Origin of the sequence: Lactobacillus nasalidis (assembly GCF_016587775.1) — a bacterium.
Lineage (GTDB): Bacteria > Bacillota > Bacilli > Lactobacillales > Lactobacillaceae > Lactobacillus > Lactobacillus nasalidis.
This window is the reverse complement of the sequence record NZ_BOCG01000664.1, coordinates 1-14844: the sequence shown is the minus strand read 5'-3', so window position 1 is coordinate 14844 and position 14844 is coordinate 1. Positions and strand designations below refer to the sequence as shown.

Below are 14844 nucleotides of genomic sequence, written 5' to 3'. Positions count from 1 at the left end.
ACGGCCCAGCCTTCATCGACGTTAAGTACACCAAGCACATGGCTTACTCAACTGAACTGAACACCCTGGACGACCCAGAATTCGTGAAGTACTACCACGCAGAAGCTCTGCACCCATTCTCATACTTTGCTGAAAAGTTTGGTCTGGAAATCGACGCAGCTTCAGGTGCATCCGGCCACTCAGAAGACAAGGCTGACGCTTTGCAAGTTCAAGCAACTTCAAGTGCTTCAGTTCCTGAAAACGCGCCAGACACTACTTCAGGTGCTTCTCACTAAGAGAGACATAAATAAAGAAGAAAAGCGAAACCTTTGGTTTCGCTTTTTTCTTGCTTGCAAGTATAATAAAAGAGGCAGATATACTAGGAGGTAATTACATGCAACAATTTGGTGTGATCGGCTTATCGGTCATGGGCAAGAACTTAGCCCTCAACGTTAGAAATCACGGCTTCTCAGTCTCCGGCTTCTCCATCGACAAGCCGGAAGTCGATGCTTTGGCCAAGTATGAAGACGACAAGCTGAAGCCTTGCTACACTTGGGAAGAATTCGTTGATTCTTTGGAAAAGCCCCGCAAGATTTTGGTGCAGATCATGGCTGGTGACCCGGTCGACCAAACCATTCAGAAGCTGATCCCGCTTTTGGACAAGGGCGACATCATCATTGACGGCGGGAACTCCAACTTCCACGACACCAACCGCCGCTACCACGAATTGAAGAAGCACGGCCTGCACTTCATCGGCATGGGCGTGTCCGGCGGTGAAGAAGGCGCCTTGAACGGCCCGGCCTTGATGCCAGGCGGTGACAAGGAAGCTTATGAAGAAGCAGCGCCAATCCTGACCGCGATGGCCGCCAAGACTGAAGATGGCCGCGCCTGCGTGTCCTACATCGGGCCAGAAGGGGCGGGCCACTATGTCAAGATGGTCCACAACGGGATGGAATATGCCATCATGCAGGAAATCTCAGAAGTTTACGACATCATGCGCAAGGTTGCCCACAAGTCCAACAAGGAAATGGCAGATATTTTTGCCGAATGGAACAAGGGTGACCTTAACGCCTACTTGATTGAAATTGCTTCACAAGTTTTGCGGCAAAAGGATGACCTGACTGACGACGATGTGATTGACCACATCTTGAACGTTGCTTCCTACAAGGGGACTGGCAACTGGATGCTGGAAGACGCCATCAAGCTGGGCGCGCCGATTACGGTGGTGGCTGAAGCTGTTTTGGCCCGGTTCATGTCCAAGGCAACGACCCGGGAAGGCAAGGAAGTCGTTTACGACGGTGAAGTTGCCAGCGACTTGATCGACAACTTGGGCAAGGCAATGTACCTGGCACAGATCGTGGCTTACGCTCAAGGCTTCCAGCAATTGACCATGGCTGCTAAGGCTTACGACTGGGAACTGAACTACCCAGCAATCGCGCAGAACTGGGAAGCGGGATGCATCATCCACGCCAAGACCCTGTACCACATTGAAGACGCCTATGCTGACGGCAAGCAGCTGGACAACCTCTTCCAGGATCCGTACTTTGCGGGCGTGATGGAAAAGAACCTGCCAGCTTTGAGAGCAGTTGTTAAGCTGGCAGCGGAAGCTGGCGTGCCGACTCCAAGCTTCAGCGCGGCTCTGAACTACCTGGAATCAATCTTCAACCCAAGCCTGCCAGCCAACATGATTCAGGCGCAAAGAGACTACTTCGGTGCTCACACTTACTACAGAAACGACCGCGAGGGCGTTTACCACACCGAATGGTATGAAGAAAAATAACAAACAGTATTGATAAAAAGAGTGAAACTTCGTTTGGGAGTTTCACTCTTTTTGTTCGCGTAAAAGTCACAAAAAACTAGCGTTGACAGATGTTAGCAGCAGATTTATAGTAAAGGCGATTAAAAGAAGAGAAATATGAAATAGGAGTTTAGTTATGAAGACAAAAAAGAGAGTGCTAATTATTTCCTGCGCAATAATTTGTGTAGTCCTTGCCGCATTGCTATGGTTAAAGCATGTCGATAATTCCGCTAATGCGATTTTAGAAGCTAAAGTAACATCAGACAATGACTCTGGAACTACGTTTGCGACGATCTATGACAACGGGAAAGTTAAGAAAAGCAATTCAGGCAAAAGTAAGAGCTTCGTTAAAGCCATTGAAGTAGATCCGCAAGTTTTTAAAGAGTATACTGACAAAAAAGATACTATTTACCTGACAGTAAATGAAAAAGTGTTGAAGAAAAACAAGAAAGTTACTTCTGATGATACTTGGATCAAGCTGGTTAAGCTTGTGGCCAAAAGAAGCAAGCACGCGATCGCGGTGCTGAGCCTGTTTAAGCTTGGTGATGACTACTATGCCTTTCTAAAATACAATGCCGGTCTTTCAGATGAGGGCAGCCTTTATCAGTACAAGAGCAGCTTGACTAAAGTGGCTACGCTTGATTCCGGCAAAATATCGGGCTTAAGGAAAAAATAAGCGAGTAAAAAGCAGTCATTGATAAAAAGAGTGAAACTTCGTTGGAAAGTTTCACTCTTTTTTTGTGTTTCTGAGAAAATGCTGGTGTAAAGAAAATTCACTTTTTTAAAATGATTGCCCCTTTTTCAAAAAAGTAAAAAATGGTTTTTAAATATATGACTGAATAAAAATAGCCTTAAAGCCGCGTTTACCATGATGCTAGAGCATGTGTCAATGACTTTTACTTGAATTTTTTGTTTAAATTTATGTTGACAGGGATTATACGTGGAACTATACTGAAAGCGATTAAAGGGGAAGAAAAATATAAGGGAGGAGCCGTATATATGTATATTATCAGGCAACAATGGCTGCAGGACAATGCTATACGTAAGTGGTATTTCCTAGCAGCCATTTTAATTTTATTTGGGGGATGCAGCAATGCGATTGGAGTGAGAAATGCTCCACAAAGCCAGTGGCTGGAATTGACTATATTCTCGCGCTTTCTTGTTTTCAGCTTGCTAGTCCCTGCTCAAATGTTGCTTTTACTGTGCGCTTTTCGAATTCGGTTGCAGGATATTTATGTTACTGGGAGCAGGCGGATAATTTGGAAGCAGCTGGAGTACCATTTGGCGATGGCTTTGCTCGTGACTCTTGTGCCATGGGGAGTCGGCTGTCTAATGGGCATGTGTCTCAATGGCTGGGGACCAACTTTAGAAGCAATAGCAGGTGAAATACTGATTCGCTATTTGTATCTGGCCTTGTCTTGCTTGGCGACGCTACTGATTACTAGCTTTTTCTTGCTGGTAAGTAATCAAACTTGGGCGTTTTTATCTGGCTTTATTTTGAATGGTATTTCTTTTGGTTTAAACGTCAATCGCCATCTATCTTTATTCTATGATTTCCTAATTCCAAATACATATTTTTTGCTATTAGTTATGTTCCCAATGTTACTGGTCTTGATTTTGATCTTAGTATTTATCGTACGGTTAGAGATCTTTAGAAAGGATTGGTAAACCACAACTTGAAACTATAATTATGTTTGTGTGGACCCTGATCTGGGCTTTGCTGTACGTGTTAGTTGACAGCAAGCACGGCTGGGTCTAAAGGAGGAAGAATGTTTATTGAGTTAAAGAATGTAAACAAGGTCATCTCAGGCCGGCAGCTGCTCAGTCAAGTCAACTGCGAGATTGAAGCTGGCCAGATCGCAGTTTTTGAAGGGATCAACGGATCGGGGAAGACCTTGATTTTAAAGACGATTTTGGGCTTGATGAAGGTTGATGGAGAAGTCTTGGTAGCTGGCAAGCAAGTCAAGCCGCAAGATGCTTATCCGGTCAAGGCCGGGATTCTGATTGAAAATCCCAGCTTAATTACAGACTTCACGGCAACACAGAATATGGAGCTTTTAGCCAAGCTTGATGAGCATATTTCTGCAACTGAAATCGCAGAATTGCTGAAATACTTTGACTTAAGCCGCTTTCCTAAAGAAAAGGTCAAGAAGTTTTCTTTAGGGATGAAGCAGAAGCTGGGTATTGCCGAAGCCTTTTTGGGCTCATATCCACTGATTGTATTAGATGAACCGACCAACGCTCTGGACAGCGACAGTATTGATAAGTTGGTGGATTTGATCAAGTTGCGGCAAAGCAAGGGATGCACTTTTGTCATCGCTTCACATGACCGGGATTTTGTTGAGCAAGTGGCAACCAAGCGCTTTAAAGTTGAAGAAGGTGTGGTTCATGAAGCGTAAAGTATGGCTGGCAGCAGCCGTCGTCTTGTGCGTGCTGGCAGGCCTGCGTTATTGGCAAGTAAACGCTAATCCTGTTTGCCGCGGGGTAGACAAGGAAATTTTTGTCAAGAAAGGGCAGGAGGTTCATGCTCCAGGAATCGACTTTAAGATTCTGTCCGCCAAGATGGTCAAAGGGAAAGAAAACGTTTATTTGACTGTAAAGGTTGATCTGAAAGACCGTGGCTATTACGCGGATGGCAAGCATGGAATAATCGCCGCGGTTAACAACATGTATTTCAATATGCCATACAGCCTCAGTAATCCATCAAATAACGTAGCGATTGATGGGAGAGGACATAAAATATCTATTTGGAATTTAACAAACAAGATACCTCAGCCATTGACACTGACATTTACCAATCTGAGAGACTGGTACGATACAGAAAACTTCCCAGCCAGATTCAGCTTTTTGGTTGGGGATGGCAATGGGTATAAGAAGTATTCACTACTTTTGGAATGAGGGAAGACAGAATGAGTTTATTATGGTCAAGATTAAATAAGCGCTGGTTTGTTGCGGCAATCGCTGTTGGCATGGCAGTGGGCTTGGGTCAGATAATCGTCAACTGCTACATCGGCATGGCGAATATCGACTCGCCTTACACCCGCTGGTTATCAATTAATACTGGCCCATCTGCAACGACGATTTTCTTTATCCTCTTGCCCTTCTTAGCCAGTATTCCGGCAGGAAACATGTTAAAAGAGGACTTGGACAGTGGTCTATTCAACAAGTTTAAACTGCAGGTGCCTGTAGCTCGTTTGATCATGCAATATGCGGTTATGGCATTTGTGACTGGTTTTGTGACCATCATGATTCCGCTACTTTTAAACTTGTTGGGGTATCTATTGATTCTTCCCAATTTTAAGCCAGATAATTTGCTGAATATCAATATTGGGGTTTTCAACTTCAACACCATGCTGGTTTCTTTGTACTATAGTCATCCATTTATTCACGCATGTTTAAACATCTTGTTAGCTTCTGTCTGGGGAGGTTTGTTTTCGGTATTTGTCTTGGTCAACTCGGTTTGGATTAGAAATCGCTTTGCATCATTGAGTACAGCCTTGGTTTTAGAGCTGATCTTAATGGAATTGGATGCCGTTCTACCAATTGATGATATGCCAAGCATATCACCTACTGATTTCTTGCCAGAGCTAGGGGACCGTCCTTTGTTGTGGCTGACGGCTTTGATGACGATAGTGTTAGCTGCCTACTGTATAGGGATGTATAAGTTGGCTTGCCACCGGGCCGTGCTGTAACTAAAAAATGAGCAAACAAAAGCAGTCAGCTTTCAAAAAGTTGACTGCTTTTCATCTGTAAACTATTACTTGCTGTTCTTCGCGAAGTCGCTGATCTTCAAGAATTTCTTCTCGTTGGTCGTCTTGTTGACATAAACGAATTTGCAGGTTTTGTTGTTCCAAGTGTAACTGTATCTTCTGTGCCAAGTGCCATCTGCCCGCTTGTAGTAAACGGCCGGGAGGCGTTGCATCCGAGACGATTCTCCACACGCGTTCGTACTCAGCCTTGCTGAGCTTGTTGATGTTGGTGACAGGGGCCTTTTTCCCGTTAAGGTAGGTTTCAGAGTTGGTCAGGAGCCATTTGGCAAAAGTTATCTCACCCTTGTTGCCGGAAAGTGCCTTTTGCGCGTTGCTGAGCGCGTAGTCCAGGTAGTCACGGCGGTAGGAAGATGACAGCTTGTAGATTGTCTTCTTCTGGACGGCTTCAGCCTTGGCGATTTCCTTCTTCAAGGCTGCCAGCTGGCTCGCGCTGGCCGGCTGGTCGCTTGTCTTGGCTGCCTTCTTGGAAATGATGGTCGGCAGCTTTGCTTTCTTAAATTCGCTGGCCTTTAAGAAGCCATTGTATTGATCAGTTGCCTTGAAATCTTCGTCATCTGCTTGAGTTTCAAACCAGAAGAACTCGTCGATCAGGTGCTGGTCTTGCAGGTGGTAGAAGAGCTCAATCTTCTTAGTCTGCGGGTTGAGCAGGTAAGCTTGCCCATCCACGTGAACAAATAAGTTTAAAATCTTCTTGCCTTTGATGGCGGTCCCGGTCATATCGTAAGTCTGCAGCTTCTTAGCTTTTCTGTCTTTGGCTACAGCATATTCGGTCTTGCCTGGCAAAAAGTCGCCGGCATCCATGTGCTGCTTGATTTTTAGGTTGTCGTGACTGTAGGTACTCTCGTAATATGTTTCCGCCCAATAATCTGTATCTCCGTAAAGAAGATACTCATGAGTCTTGGCAACGCGGTAATAGAAAAGAATATTATCGCCATTTCCGGCACTGATACACTTGTCCAGCTTAACCTTTTGCCCTTTCTTGTAGAGATGGTTTGTCTCATATAAGCGGGAGTCAAAGGAATACATATTCTTTTTTACCGTAGCTGTGATTGGTCCCTTGACGTGTAACTTTTCTCTTCTTATGGAGAAAACGTTAACGGCTTTGATATAGCGGTTTTTCCCGATTTTAAGGTACTTTTTCTTGTAAACTTTAGGGATCGCATACGGCTTCTTTGTATTGCCACTATAGTAGGACCACTTGTCCTTCTTGCCTTTTTTGCTGCTGTATTTAACTTTTCCAGCATAGATCAGAGGCTGGTAGACCTTGTACTTCTTGCCGGTCCGCTTCAGCTTTGAATTGTAGACGTAGCTGTTGCTGTTTAAAGCAATTGCCGGCTTGCCGTTGATCAAAATGACAGAGTCTGCCGGGACATAGCCGCCATGGCCAATGTAGTAGTAAGCTCTGATTCTCTTGCGAGTTTCTTTGACATAGTGAATGCCGTAGTAGTTGACGGTTTTGGCTTTCTCGTCAAAAAGCTGATCCGCGCTCTTTCCCCGGTACTTTTCCAGACTGTTGCCCTTCTTGTCCCTAACTGTAGTCCTGCTGGCAACCTTGATGGTGCCTTTCTTCTTGGCCGCGCTTGCCGGCTGCGGGAAGGCAGCCAGGGTCAGCAGGCCTAAGAAGGCAGAGGCGATAACCATAGCTTTCTTTTTCATGATAAAAACCTCCGAAATTACACACACTGTTCTATCAATATTATATCGTTTCCGGAAAGCGCTTGCGTTGGTTTTGGGCTGCTTATTATATTAAGTAGAGGGCGACATTTTTTACGGTATTTTAATAGTAAGCGCTAACAAAATAAGTTTTTTGTGGATGAGCAGAGATTTCAAGCGCTTACTTCTTATAGTGATATAATCAAAAAAGAAAACACTTGTTAGCAGATTTATAGGAGGAATTATGAAAACGAGAAAACTGTTGACTTCTGCTGCTGTCGTAGCTTTGGCTTTGCCGGCATTTACCTTGGGCCAAAGCAGTCATGTAAACGCGGCAACCACGCCCGCCGTAACTGCTGTTAAAACCAGCTATAGCGCCAAGACCAAGTCATTGACGATCACTGGCCAAGCCAAAGGCGCAAGCAAGGTGGCTGTCAGCTACAATGCCAAGGCACTCAAGCCAGTCAAAGTAAGCAAGAAGGGCCAATTCAAGACGACCGTCAAGTTCACCGGCTACAAGGACTTCACTCTTACTGGCTTGAACGCCAAAGGTGCTGCCGTAACCAAGGCCTACACTTTGGCCAAGGACGACTATGCTGCCGCTAAGCCAACCCTGCTTAAGGCTGACCGGACCAAGAAGGGGCTGACCTTCACGACCGACGCCAAGAAGAAGACGACTTTGAACTTCTACTACAAGAACAAGCTGGTCAAGAAGGCTAAGCTGACCAAGGACAAGCAAAAGGTCTTTTTCTCAGCTAAGTCACTGAAGGGCAAGAAGGGGAGCTTCAAGGTTGTCGCTTCAGCTTCTGGCAAGAAGAGCAGTCAAGCTGCCCAATTCAAGATCATCGGCGTTGGTCAGGCAACCGTAACCAACTACTAAAAGCAAATATAACTCTAGAGAGCGAAACTCCATCTGTGAGCTTCGCTCTTTTTTTTGCCTTTTTCTGACGAAAATGACGCGAAAAGCGGCAAATTTGACGGCTTTCGTTTACGGCCAGCTCCTTAGCCTACAATTGCCTTGTAAGTTGATTAGATGAGGAGTGAAACAATGTTTAATTTTATTTTGGAAATGGAAAAAATCCTGGAACACGACGGCAAAAGCGCCAAGCGGCACCGCAGAAGACAACACAGATACAGCTTCATCTGCTTCCACGGCAATGATTAAAGCTGGAAAAATCCGCCTGTTTTCCCTCGACCGCCGGCAAATTCTGGCAATCCTGCTGAGCTGCCTGGCCACTGCCTTGTCCTTGAAAATCCCTCTCTTGCTAAAGCAAGTGATCGACCATGGAAAAATGCTTTCTCGGACAAGCAGCCTGGGCCAGATCGGCTTCTGCCTGCTCATTTCCAGTCTCTTGGAAGCCGGCAGCCAGTACCTGCTCAGCCTGGCCGGAGACGAGCGGATCAGAGACCTGCGCTTGCTTTTGCAGGAGAAGCTCCTGCGCCTGCCTTGGAACTATTATAAGGAAAACAGCCGCGGCTCCCTGCTCAGCCACGTCCTAAACGACAGCTCAGTGGTCAAGGACTTTACCGTCAGCGTCCTGCCCTCAGCCTTGGTCAGCCTTTTGACGGTTGCCGCCAGCCTGGGGATCTTGCTCAGCCTGGATGTCAAAATGACTCTAGTGATCGTTTTGACTTTTGCCTTGATCGCCAGCAGCGCCTTTCCTTTAGGAAAAATCAACGAGCACTTCGCCTACCAAAACCAAGCCAAGCTCAGCCGGGTATCTGCTGATTTGGATGAAAACCTGGCCAATATCAAGCTGATCAAGCTGACCAATGCCCAAGCCGGCGTTTTGCAAAAATTCCGCGGCGACTTGCAGGACTTGTTTGCCCTGTCCCGAAAGACTGACGCGGTTTTCAGCGTGACTGGACCTCTGCAGACGGTTTTGACTCTGGCCGGCTTTCTCCTGATCCTGCTCTACGGCAGTCAGCGCCTGGCTAATGGCAGCCTGTCTTTGGGGATGCTGAGCTCATTTATCATGTACATGTTCAGCATCATTTCCCCGATCAACAATTTGGGCAACTTTTACATGAGCTATGCTGAAGCCCAGGGCTCCCTTAAAGCCATCAGTGATATCCTGGCCCAGGCGGATGAAGCTGATCCCGGCCAGGAGCTGCCTAAGGATGCAAGTTACTTGAAGGTCCGCGCCTTGACCTTTGCCTATCCAGGCAGCCAGGATCCGGTTTTGCGGGACTTGTCCCTGGACTTTAAAAAAGGGGCGAAAACAGCTTTGGTTGGTCCATCTGGGGCCGGCAAGACGACCTTGATCAACCTGTTGACCCGCTTGGAAGCTGGCTATCAAGGGCAGATCCTGTTGGGGGATTTGGAGGCTAAAAGCTGCCGCTTGCCCGCCTGGCGGGACCTCTTCAGTGTGGTTGCCCAGGACAACAATATTTTTGCCGGTACAGTCGCCGACAATTTACTCTTTGGCTTGGAAAAATCTGTCAGCCGGTCCGACATGATCAAGGCCCTGCAAGTGGCCAACCTTTGGCCGGAACTGGATCTGGACACCCGGACAGGGGAAGGCGGCTGGAAGCTGTCTTTGGGGCAAAGCCAGCGCCTGCAGCTGGCAAGAGCATACTTGCGGGATGCCCCTTGCCTGATCCTGGATGAAGCTACGGCTAACCTGGATCCCGAGTCAGAAGCCAAGGTCAGCCAAGCAGTTGACCGGATTGCCCGGGAAAAGATTGTCATCATCATCGCCCACCGTCTGTCGACGATCGCCAATGCCGATAAAATCTACTTCTTAGATCAAGGTCAGGTTCAAGCAGCTGGCCGGCATGAAGAATTGCTCAAGCAGCTTCCGAAGTACCGGGCCTATGTCGAAGACCAGCTGCGGCCTTTGGAAAGCAGGTGAACGAGAAAATGAACTATCAAGCACAAGATTACCAGCCCTATCTGCAGGCTGACAGCTATTACTATGAGCTGGATGAAGATGAAAAAAATAATTTGGAATTTGCCTGCAGGCCACCAGCAGCTTGGCAAAATTTTTACCAAGGAGACTGGCATTGCTGCCTCAGCCCCCGGCCCTTGGCCCAGCAGGGCTGGAAGATTCACCTATCCGTAGCCTTGGGGCAGGAGCAAGGGATGCTAGATTTGGTCAGCCATTACTGTTTTGCCCGCCTGTTGTCCTTCAAAGTGACCCGGTCAAGACGAGTTTGGCTGTTAAAAAATGCCAAGTATGCCGACCGGGCGGCTAGTGGAAAATTCATCACCATTTATCCAGAAGATGAAGGGGAATTTGTTCAGGCAGTCTTTGACTTAGCGGCTTTGCTAAAGGATTTTGCTCCTGGTCCTTATATCTTGAGTGATCGCCGCTGGCAAGCCAGCCCTGTTTACTACCGCTACGGCGCCTTCAAGGAAATAGTTAAAGAAATTTCCGGGCAAAAATGCTGCTGCCTGCAGGCGCCAGATGGCAGCTGGCAGGAGGACCAGCGCTGTCCTTATTATTATCAGCCGGACTTTGTGCAAGAGCCGGTTGAACTGGCAAGAAATAACTTTCAAGTCAAAGGGGCAGAGATCAGCAAATTAACTGCTTACCAGATCAAGGAGGCCCTCCACTTCTGCAATGGCGGCGGTGTCTACTTGGCCCAGAAAAATGGCAAGAATTACGTGATCAAGGAAGGACGACCGGCCGCGGGTCTGGATGGCCATGGCCAGGATGCCTTCAGCCGGATCAAAAAAGAAGCGGGCTGGTTGAAAAAATTAGCAAACGTGCCGGAAGTGGTAGATATTAGTGAAGAATTTCAAGCCTGGATTCATGCCTATTTGGTTGAAGATTATGTTTCCGGGCAGACTTTGGGGGACTATGTAGCTGAAAACTATCCTTTCTACCCGGAAAAGCGGGCAGCCTACGTGGCTAAAAGCCTGCAGATAGCGGAAAAGCTGCGCCAGGCCGTGGCCCACGTGCATGCTCAAGGAGTCGTCATCGGTGACCTGCAGGCTGACAATGTCATGATTACTGAAAACGGCGAGGTCAAGCTGATCGACTTTGAAGCTGCCGCGGACCTGGCTAAGCCTTATGAGCCAGGAATCATGACTGCTGGTTTTAGTGATCTGGCTCTTGAAAATTATGAGCAGGCAGATTTATACGCCCTCTACCAGACCATTCGGTCCCTTTTCCTGCCAATCAGCAACCGGGCTAGAGCAAGCTGGCCTATGCAGGACTTGAACCTGCGCCGGTATTTTTCAAAAGAGGCAGCAGACTATTTGGAAAACTTGCGGCAGAAGCTCCTGCCCAAGTGTCCTCTATTAAGGAAAGAAAACAAAAATGATAATAGAGAAAAGGAAGTCTGGCCTAGTTTGCACGACCTGCGGGGGAATATTTCCCGGGGAATAAAAGCCGACTGGCAGAGCCCAAATTTGATCAAGGGCGACCTGCCACTTTTAGAGGATCCAGACCAGCGGCTGACTGTCGACAATGGTGCCTTAGGCTACGGCCTTCTTTTAGCTAGACGGGGTGGGCCGGCAGAAAAGAAGAAATTTTTAGCCTGGCTGAAAAAACAGGGAGCAGAGAAAACGCCTGCTGCCGGCTTGTTTACCGGAAAGGCAGGCCTGGGCGGAATCATTTATGAGTTGGGAGACAAGGCCTGGGGCCGGCTGTTGATCTGGTCAGCCCAAGGAAGCAATGATGACCTGTCTCTAAGATCTGGCCTCGCGGGAATCGCCTTGGCCAAAATCGCCCTGGCGGCAGAAGAAGGTCTGGCGAAAACAGCTGAGTTGATTACAATAGGAAGAGAAATCGCGGCCGGCTATCAGAAAATGTCAACCGCAGGCCTAATGACCGGCCAATTGGGGGCAATTCTTGCCTTATGGAAGCTGGGAAAGTTTTTAGAAGAAGACAGTTTTAAAAAAGAAGCCAAAAAAGGGCTGGATGACTTGCTGGAAAAAGATTTAGTGCAAGTGGACCAGCATGTGTTTTTGGCAGAGGAGGGCCGGCGGATGCCTTATCTGGCAAACGGAACGGCTGGCCTGGCCCTGGTCTTGGCGGCGATTGCCCAAGACGAGCCGAAAGAGGACAGATATCAAGAAATCATTATTCAAGCAGCGAAAACGCTGGACAGCTTCTGCAGCTACATGGGCGGCTTGCTTACCGGCTATGCAGGCTTAATGCTGCCAGACCTGGCCTTGGGCCGGAAGAAGAAGCTGGAAGAAAAAATCCGCCTGCTCAACAATTATTTGCTGCCAAGGGAAGAGGGGACTTTAGTGGCAGCTTCCCGCGGCTACCGCTGCTCGATGGACCTGGCCGCGGGAGCAAGCGGAGTTTTGCTGGTATTGGAAGGAATCGCGCGAAACGACGCCAGCCTCTGGCTGCCCCTCGTCCAGACCAAATACTGGCGGCTTTTTTAGGAGGCAAACGATGAATTTTATTTTGGACCTGGAGCGCTTTTGCGAAAATCTAGAGCACGAGGCAAAGGCAGAAAAAAGCAAAAAGAAACACAAAGGCTTTTCTCTTATCTGCATTGGCAGCGTCGTAGATGGTCATTACTATGGAGATAAACGATGAATTTAATTTTAGGCCTAGAACGCTTTTGCGAAAATCTTGGCCATGATATAGAAAAAAGTGTGCGCCGCAGCAAACTGCACGTGGGTTACGCCAGCAAAAGTGGAAAGGACTATTCCTTTATCTGCATTGGAGAAAATATTGGAAATGATTGATGACCACCTGCCTGCAGCTGTCAGTTACAGGCAGAAAAAATAAAAACAAGAGGAATTTGCAAATATGCAAGTGTTGGATTTACAGCAATTAGGAAATGCCAGTGGAGCAGGTCTTGAAGACTCTAAGAGCTTTTCTTTAATCTGCATTGGAAAGATTGTTGGTGATGGAAATCACTCTTCCCACAAGAAACACCATAAGGGTAAGAAGCATTAATCCTCGTAAAGAGTTTGGCAAAAAGCCAAGCTCTTTTCGTCGTTCTTGCCAGCTTTGAAAGGAGGCGGCTGATGACCCTGTTTTTACAAATTCTAGTGATGATTTTCAGTGCCGTGATTGATATCTGGCTCTTCTGCCTGTTTGCCCAGATCAAGCTCAGCAAGCTTGACTGGCTGTTTTTGCTGGCCCTTGAAGCCGTGTTGTCCGTGGCTCTATCCAATTTTCAGACCTACAGCAGCTTGATTTACGAAACAGGTCTGGAGATTCTGCTATTTTGCGGCTACTTTTATTTACTGAAAAAAGCCGGCCGCTTCCGCCAGCTGCTGGGGGCCGGCCTGCTTTTTGGCATCATCAGCCTGGTCATTCAGCTCAGCATGAAAGTTCTGGTCAGCCTGCTACCACTGCCAAAGTACTTCTACTTTGATGCTTTTATGAACCTAATTCTGCCTCTAGCTATCTTGATCTTGGTAATTTGGCAGCGCGAGCGGATCGCGTCTTTGTTGACGGATGCCAACAGCAGTATTCTGGTCAGCCTCCTGGCTTATCTCTACTTTGTCTGCTGCACGATCGGGGCCTATATTCTTGATGACAAAAAGCCGACCGAAGTTGTCCTCCTTTTCTTCTCCCTCTTGGTCTTCCAGGCAATTTTTCTGGCGGTGATCTACCGGGAAATCGTCCACATCCAGCGTCAGCTTTTAGACCAGCAGAAGCAGGAAGCCCTGGCCCGGCAAAAGCAATTGCTGGTCAAGGAGAATGAGCAGCTGAAGGAATACGCCGACTACCTGGACCAAAACGAGGATGAGCTCCGCCGCTTCAAGCACGACTACCAGAACATCCTGCTCAGTCTCAAGGTCAGCGCGGAAAAAGGGGGAAGCCAGGCCCTGGTAAAAGAGCTGGAAAAATACACCAGCAGCCAATTTGACCAAAAGGCCCTGCGCAAATACCCCGACGTCAACCACGTCAAGATTCCCGAACTGAAGAGCATTGCCATCGCCAAGCTGGCCAAGCTCTACAATGAAAAGATTGACTATAGTTTCGGCTGTGAGCCCGAAATCAGCCAGATCCCGCAAACTAATCTCCTGGACCTGGTGCGGATTATCGGCATCGCTTTTGACAACGCCATTGAAGCCAGTCAGCAGCTGAAAGCCCTGGGCGGCCAGGGACGGGTGGAGGCCATGTACTACCAGGAAGGCGGCGACTTTGAATTCATGATCAGAAACCGGATTGGCGGGCCCGTGGCCGACTCTGACCAATTGGCCCAGGCGGGCTACACGACAAAAGAAGCGCACGCAGGCCTTGGTTTGGCCAATGTCAAAGAAATCGTTAGCCAGCATGATGAACAAATGCTGCTGGACTACGGACCAGAGGACGGCTGGTTCAACTTCAGCCTGACCCTGCTGCCGGAAAATGTGGAGGAAGAAATATGAGTTACCCTGTATTTATTTGCGATGACGATCCAGAGCAAATCGCCCAGGTCATCGCTACCTTGAAGCGGGCAGAACAGATCCTGTCAGATGAAGAAAAAATCCGCTTTGACCTGGCCAGCCAAAGTAATTACCAAGACGCCAAGGCATACCTCTTAAGTCACCCGGCAGATGGCGGCATCTACTTTTTAGACGTGGAATTGGGCCAGGAAGTGGAAGCGGACAACGGCTTTGACCTGGCAGAACTGATCAAAAAGCAGGACGACCGGGCTCAGATCATTTTTCTGACCAGCCATGCCGACCTGTCAATCATCACCTACCGCCGCCGGCTGGGGCCGGTAGACTACATC

At 47.9% G+C, this 14844-nt stretch carries 14 protein-coding genes and 1 pseudogene; 14 read left to right on the top strand and 1 reads right to left on the bottom strand.

The window, feature by feature from the left end; translation table 11 throughout:
* The 7 genes and pseudogenes from lacNas_RS12680 to lacNas_RS12650 all read left to right on the top strand — a co-directional run.
* A pseudogene (locus lacNas_RS12680) lies at positions 1-275 on the top strand (pyruvate oxidase); the annotation flags it as partial.
* A 98-nt stretch (positions 276-373) separates the two neighbouring features.
* Positions 374-1759, top strand: coding sequence for an NADP-dependent phosphogluconate dehydrogenase (gnd, locus tag lacNas_RS12675; RefSeq protein ID WP_201330884.1), 1386 nt, complete (start codon positions 374-376; stop codon positions 1757-1759).
* Between the two features lie 154 nt (positions 1760-1913).
* Entirely contained in the window at positions 1914-2453 is a 540-nt protein-coding gene (locus lacNas_RS12670; protein WP_244660672.1) for a hypothetical protein, read from the top strand.
* 323 nt (positions 2454-2776) lie between these two features.
* Positions 2777-3445: a beta-carotene 15,15'-monooxygenase gene (locus tag lacNas_RS12665; RefSeq protein ID WP_201330883.1), complete on the top strand. Its 669-nt coding sequence runs from the start codon at positions 2777-2779 to the stop codon at positions 3443-3445.
* Between the two features lie 101 nt (positions 3446-3546).
* Positions 3547-4176, top strand: coding sequence for an ATP-binding cassette domain-containing protein (locus lacNas_RS12660; RefSeq protein WP_201330882.1), 630 nt, complete (start codon positions 3547-3549; stop codon positions 4174-4176).
* Positions 4166-4675 (top strand): hypothetical protein, encoded by a 510-nt coding sequence (locus tag lacNas_RS12655; RefSeq protein ID WP_201330881.1) that lies wholly within the window; start codon positions 4166-4168, stop codon positions 4673-4675. The genes lacNas_RS12660 and lacNas_RS12655 overlap by 11 nt, the downstream gene beginning before the upstream one ends.
* An 11-nt stretch (positions 4676-4686) precedes the next feature.
* Positions 4687-5469 carry a hypothetical protein gene (locus lacNas_RS12650; protein WP_201330880.1) on the top strand — a complete coding sequence of 261 codons (783 nt, stop codon included), beginning with the start codon at positions 4687-4689 and terminating at the stop codon, positions 5467-5469.
* A gap of 51 nt (positions 5470-5520) precedes the next feature.
* On the opposite strand, the gene lacNas_RS14360 is transcribed toward lacNas_RS12650, so the two are convergent.
* Complete coding sequence (locus lacNas_RS14360) at positions 5521-7203, bottom strand: SLAP domain-containing protein (protein WP_244660671.1); 1683 nt, start codon at positions 7201-7203, stop codon at positions 5521-5523.
* 241 nt (positions 7204-7444) lie between these two features.
* Between lacNas_RS14360 and lacNas_RS12640 the strand changes: the two genes are divergently transcribed.
* From lacNas_RS12640 to lacNas_RS12610, 7 genes are all read left to right on the top strand, one after another.
* Positions 7445-8080, top strand: coding sequence for a zinc metalloproteinase (locus lacNas_RS12640; protein ID WP_201330879.1), 636 nt, complete (start codon positions 7445-7447; stop codon positions 8078-8080).
* A 277-nt stretch (positions 8081-8357) separates the two neighbouring features.
* A complete protein-coding gene (locus lacNas_RS12635) occupies positions 8358-10055 on the top strand; it encodes an ABC transporter ATP-binding protein (protein ID WP_201330878.1) in 1698 nt (565 codons plus the stop codon).
* A gap of 8 nt (positions 10056-10063) precedes the next feature.
* On the top strand, positions 10064-12547 hold the full coding sequence (gene lanKC, locus lacNas_RS12630) for a class III lanthionine synthetase LanKC (protein WP_201346922.1): 2484 nt from the start codon (positions 10064-10066) through the stop codon (positions 12545-12547).
* 10 nt (positions 12548-12557) lie between these two features.
* Complete coding sequence (locus lacNas_RS12625; protein ID WP_201331322.1) at positions 12558-12704, top strand: hypothetical protein; 147 nt, start codon at positions 12558-12560, stop codon at positions 12702-12704.
* Positions 12701-12856, top strand: coding sequence for a hypothetical protein (locus tag lacNas_RS12620; protein WP_201331323.1), 156 nt, complete (start codon positions 12701-12703; stop codon positions 12854-12856). The genes lacNas_RS12625 and lacNas_RS12620 overlap by 4 nt, the downstream gene beginning before the upstream one ends.
* Positions 12857-13141: 285 nt before the next feature.
* Positions 13142-14497, top strand: a complete 1356-nt coding sequence (locus tag lacNas_RS12615) for a sensor histidine kinase (RefSeq protein ID WP_201331324.1) — start codon at positions 13142-13144, stop codon at positions 14495-14497.
* On the top strand, positions 14494-14844 hold a 351-nt coding region (locus lacNas_RS12610; protein WP_201346921.1), incomplete at its 3' end, for a response regulator. The genes lacNas_RS12615 and lacNas_RS12610, both read left to right, overlap by 4 nt.

Bases quoted from the DNA above. Each gene is read 5' to 3' on its own strand.
- lacNas_RS12665 (WP_201330883.1), top strand. From the start codon at position 2,777: ATGTATATTATCAGGCAACAATGGCTGCAGGACAATGCTATACGTAAG.
- lacNas_RS14360 (WP_244660671.1), bottom strand. From the start codon at position 7,203: ATGAAAAAGAAAGCTATGGTTATCGCCTCTGCCTTCTTAGGCCTGCTG.
- lacNas_RS12625 (WP_201331322.1), top strand. From the start codon at position 12,558: ATGAATTTTATTTTGGACCTGGAGCGCTTTTGCGAAAATCTAGAGCAC.
- lacNas_RS12620 (WP_201331323.1), top strand. From the start codon at position 12,701: ATGAATTTAATTTTAGGCCTAGAACGCTTTTGCGAAAATCTTGGCCAT.
- lacNas_RS12670 (WP_244660672.1), top strand. From the start codon at position 1,914: ATGAAGACAAAAAAGAGAGTGCTAATTATTTCCTGCGCAATAATTTGT.
- lacNas_RS12655 (WP_201330881.1), top strand. From the start codon at position 4,166: ATGAAGCGTAAAGTATGGCTGGCAGCAGCCGTCGTCTTGTGCGTGCTG.
- lacNas_RS12650 (WP_201330880.1), top strand. From the start codon at position 4,687: ATGAGTTTATTATGGTCAAGATTAAATAAGCGCTGGTTTGTTGCGGCA.
- gnd (WP_201330884.1), top strand. From the start codon at position 374: ATGCAACAATTTGGTGTGATCGGCTTATCGGTCATGGGCAAGAACTTA.
- lanKC (WP_201346922.1), top strand. From the start codon at position 10,064: ATGAACTATCAAGCACAAGATTACCAGCCCTATCTGCAGGCTGACAGC.
- lacNas_RS12615 (WP_201331324.1), top strand. From the start codon at position 13,142: ATGACCCTGTTTTTACAAATTCTAGTGATGATTTTCAGTGCCGTGATT.
- lacNas_RS12640 (WP_201330879.1), top strand. From the start codon at position 7,445: ATGAAAACGAGAAAACTGTTGACTTCTGCTGCTGTCGTAGCTTTGGCT.
- lacNas_RS12635 (WP_201330878.1), top strand. From the start codon at position 8,358: ATGATTAAAGCTGGAAAAATCCGCCTGTTTTCCCTCGACCGCCGGCAA.
- lacNas_RS12660 (WP_201330882.1), top strand. From the start codon at position 3,547: ATGTTTATTGAGTTAAAGAATGTAAACAAGGTCATCTCAGGCCGGCAG.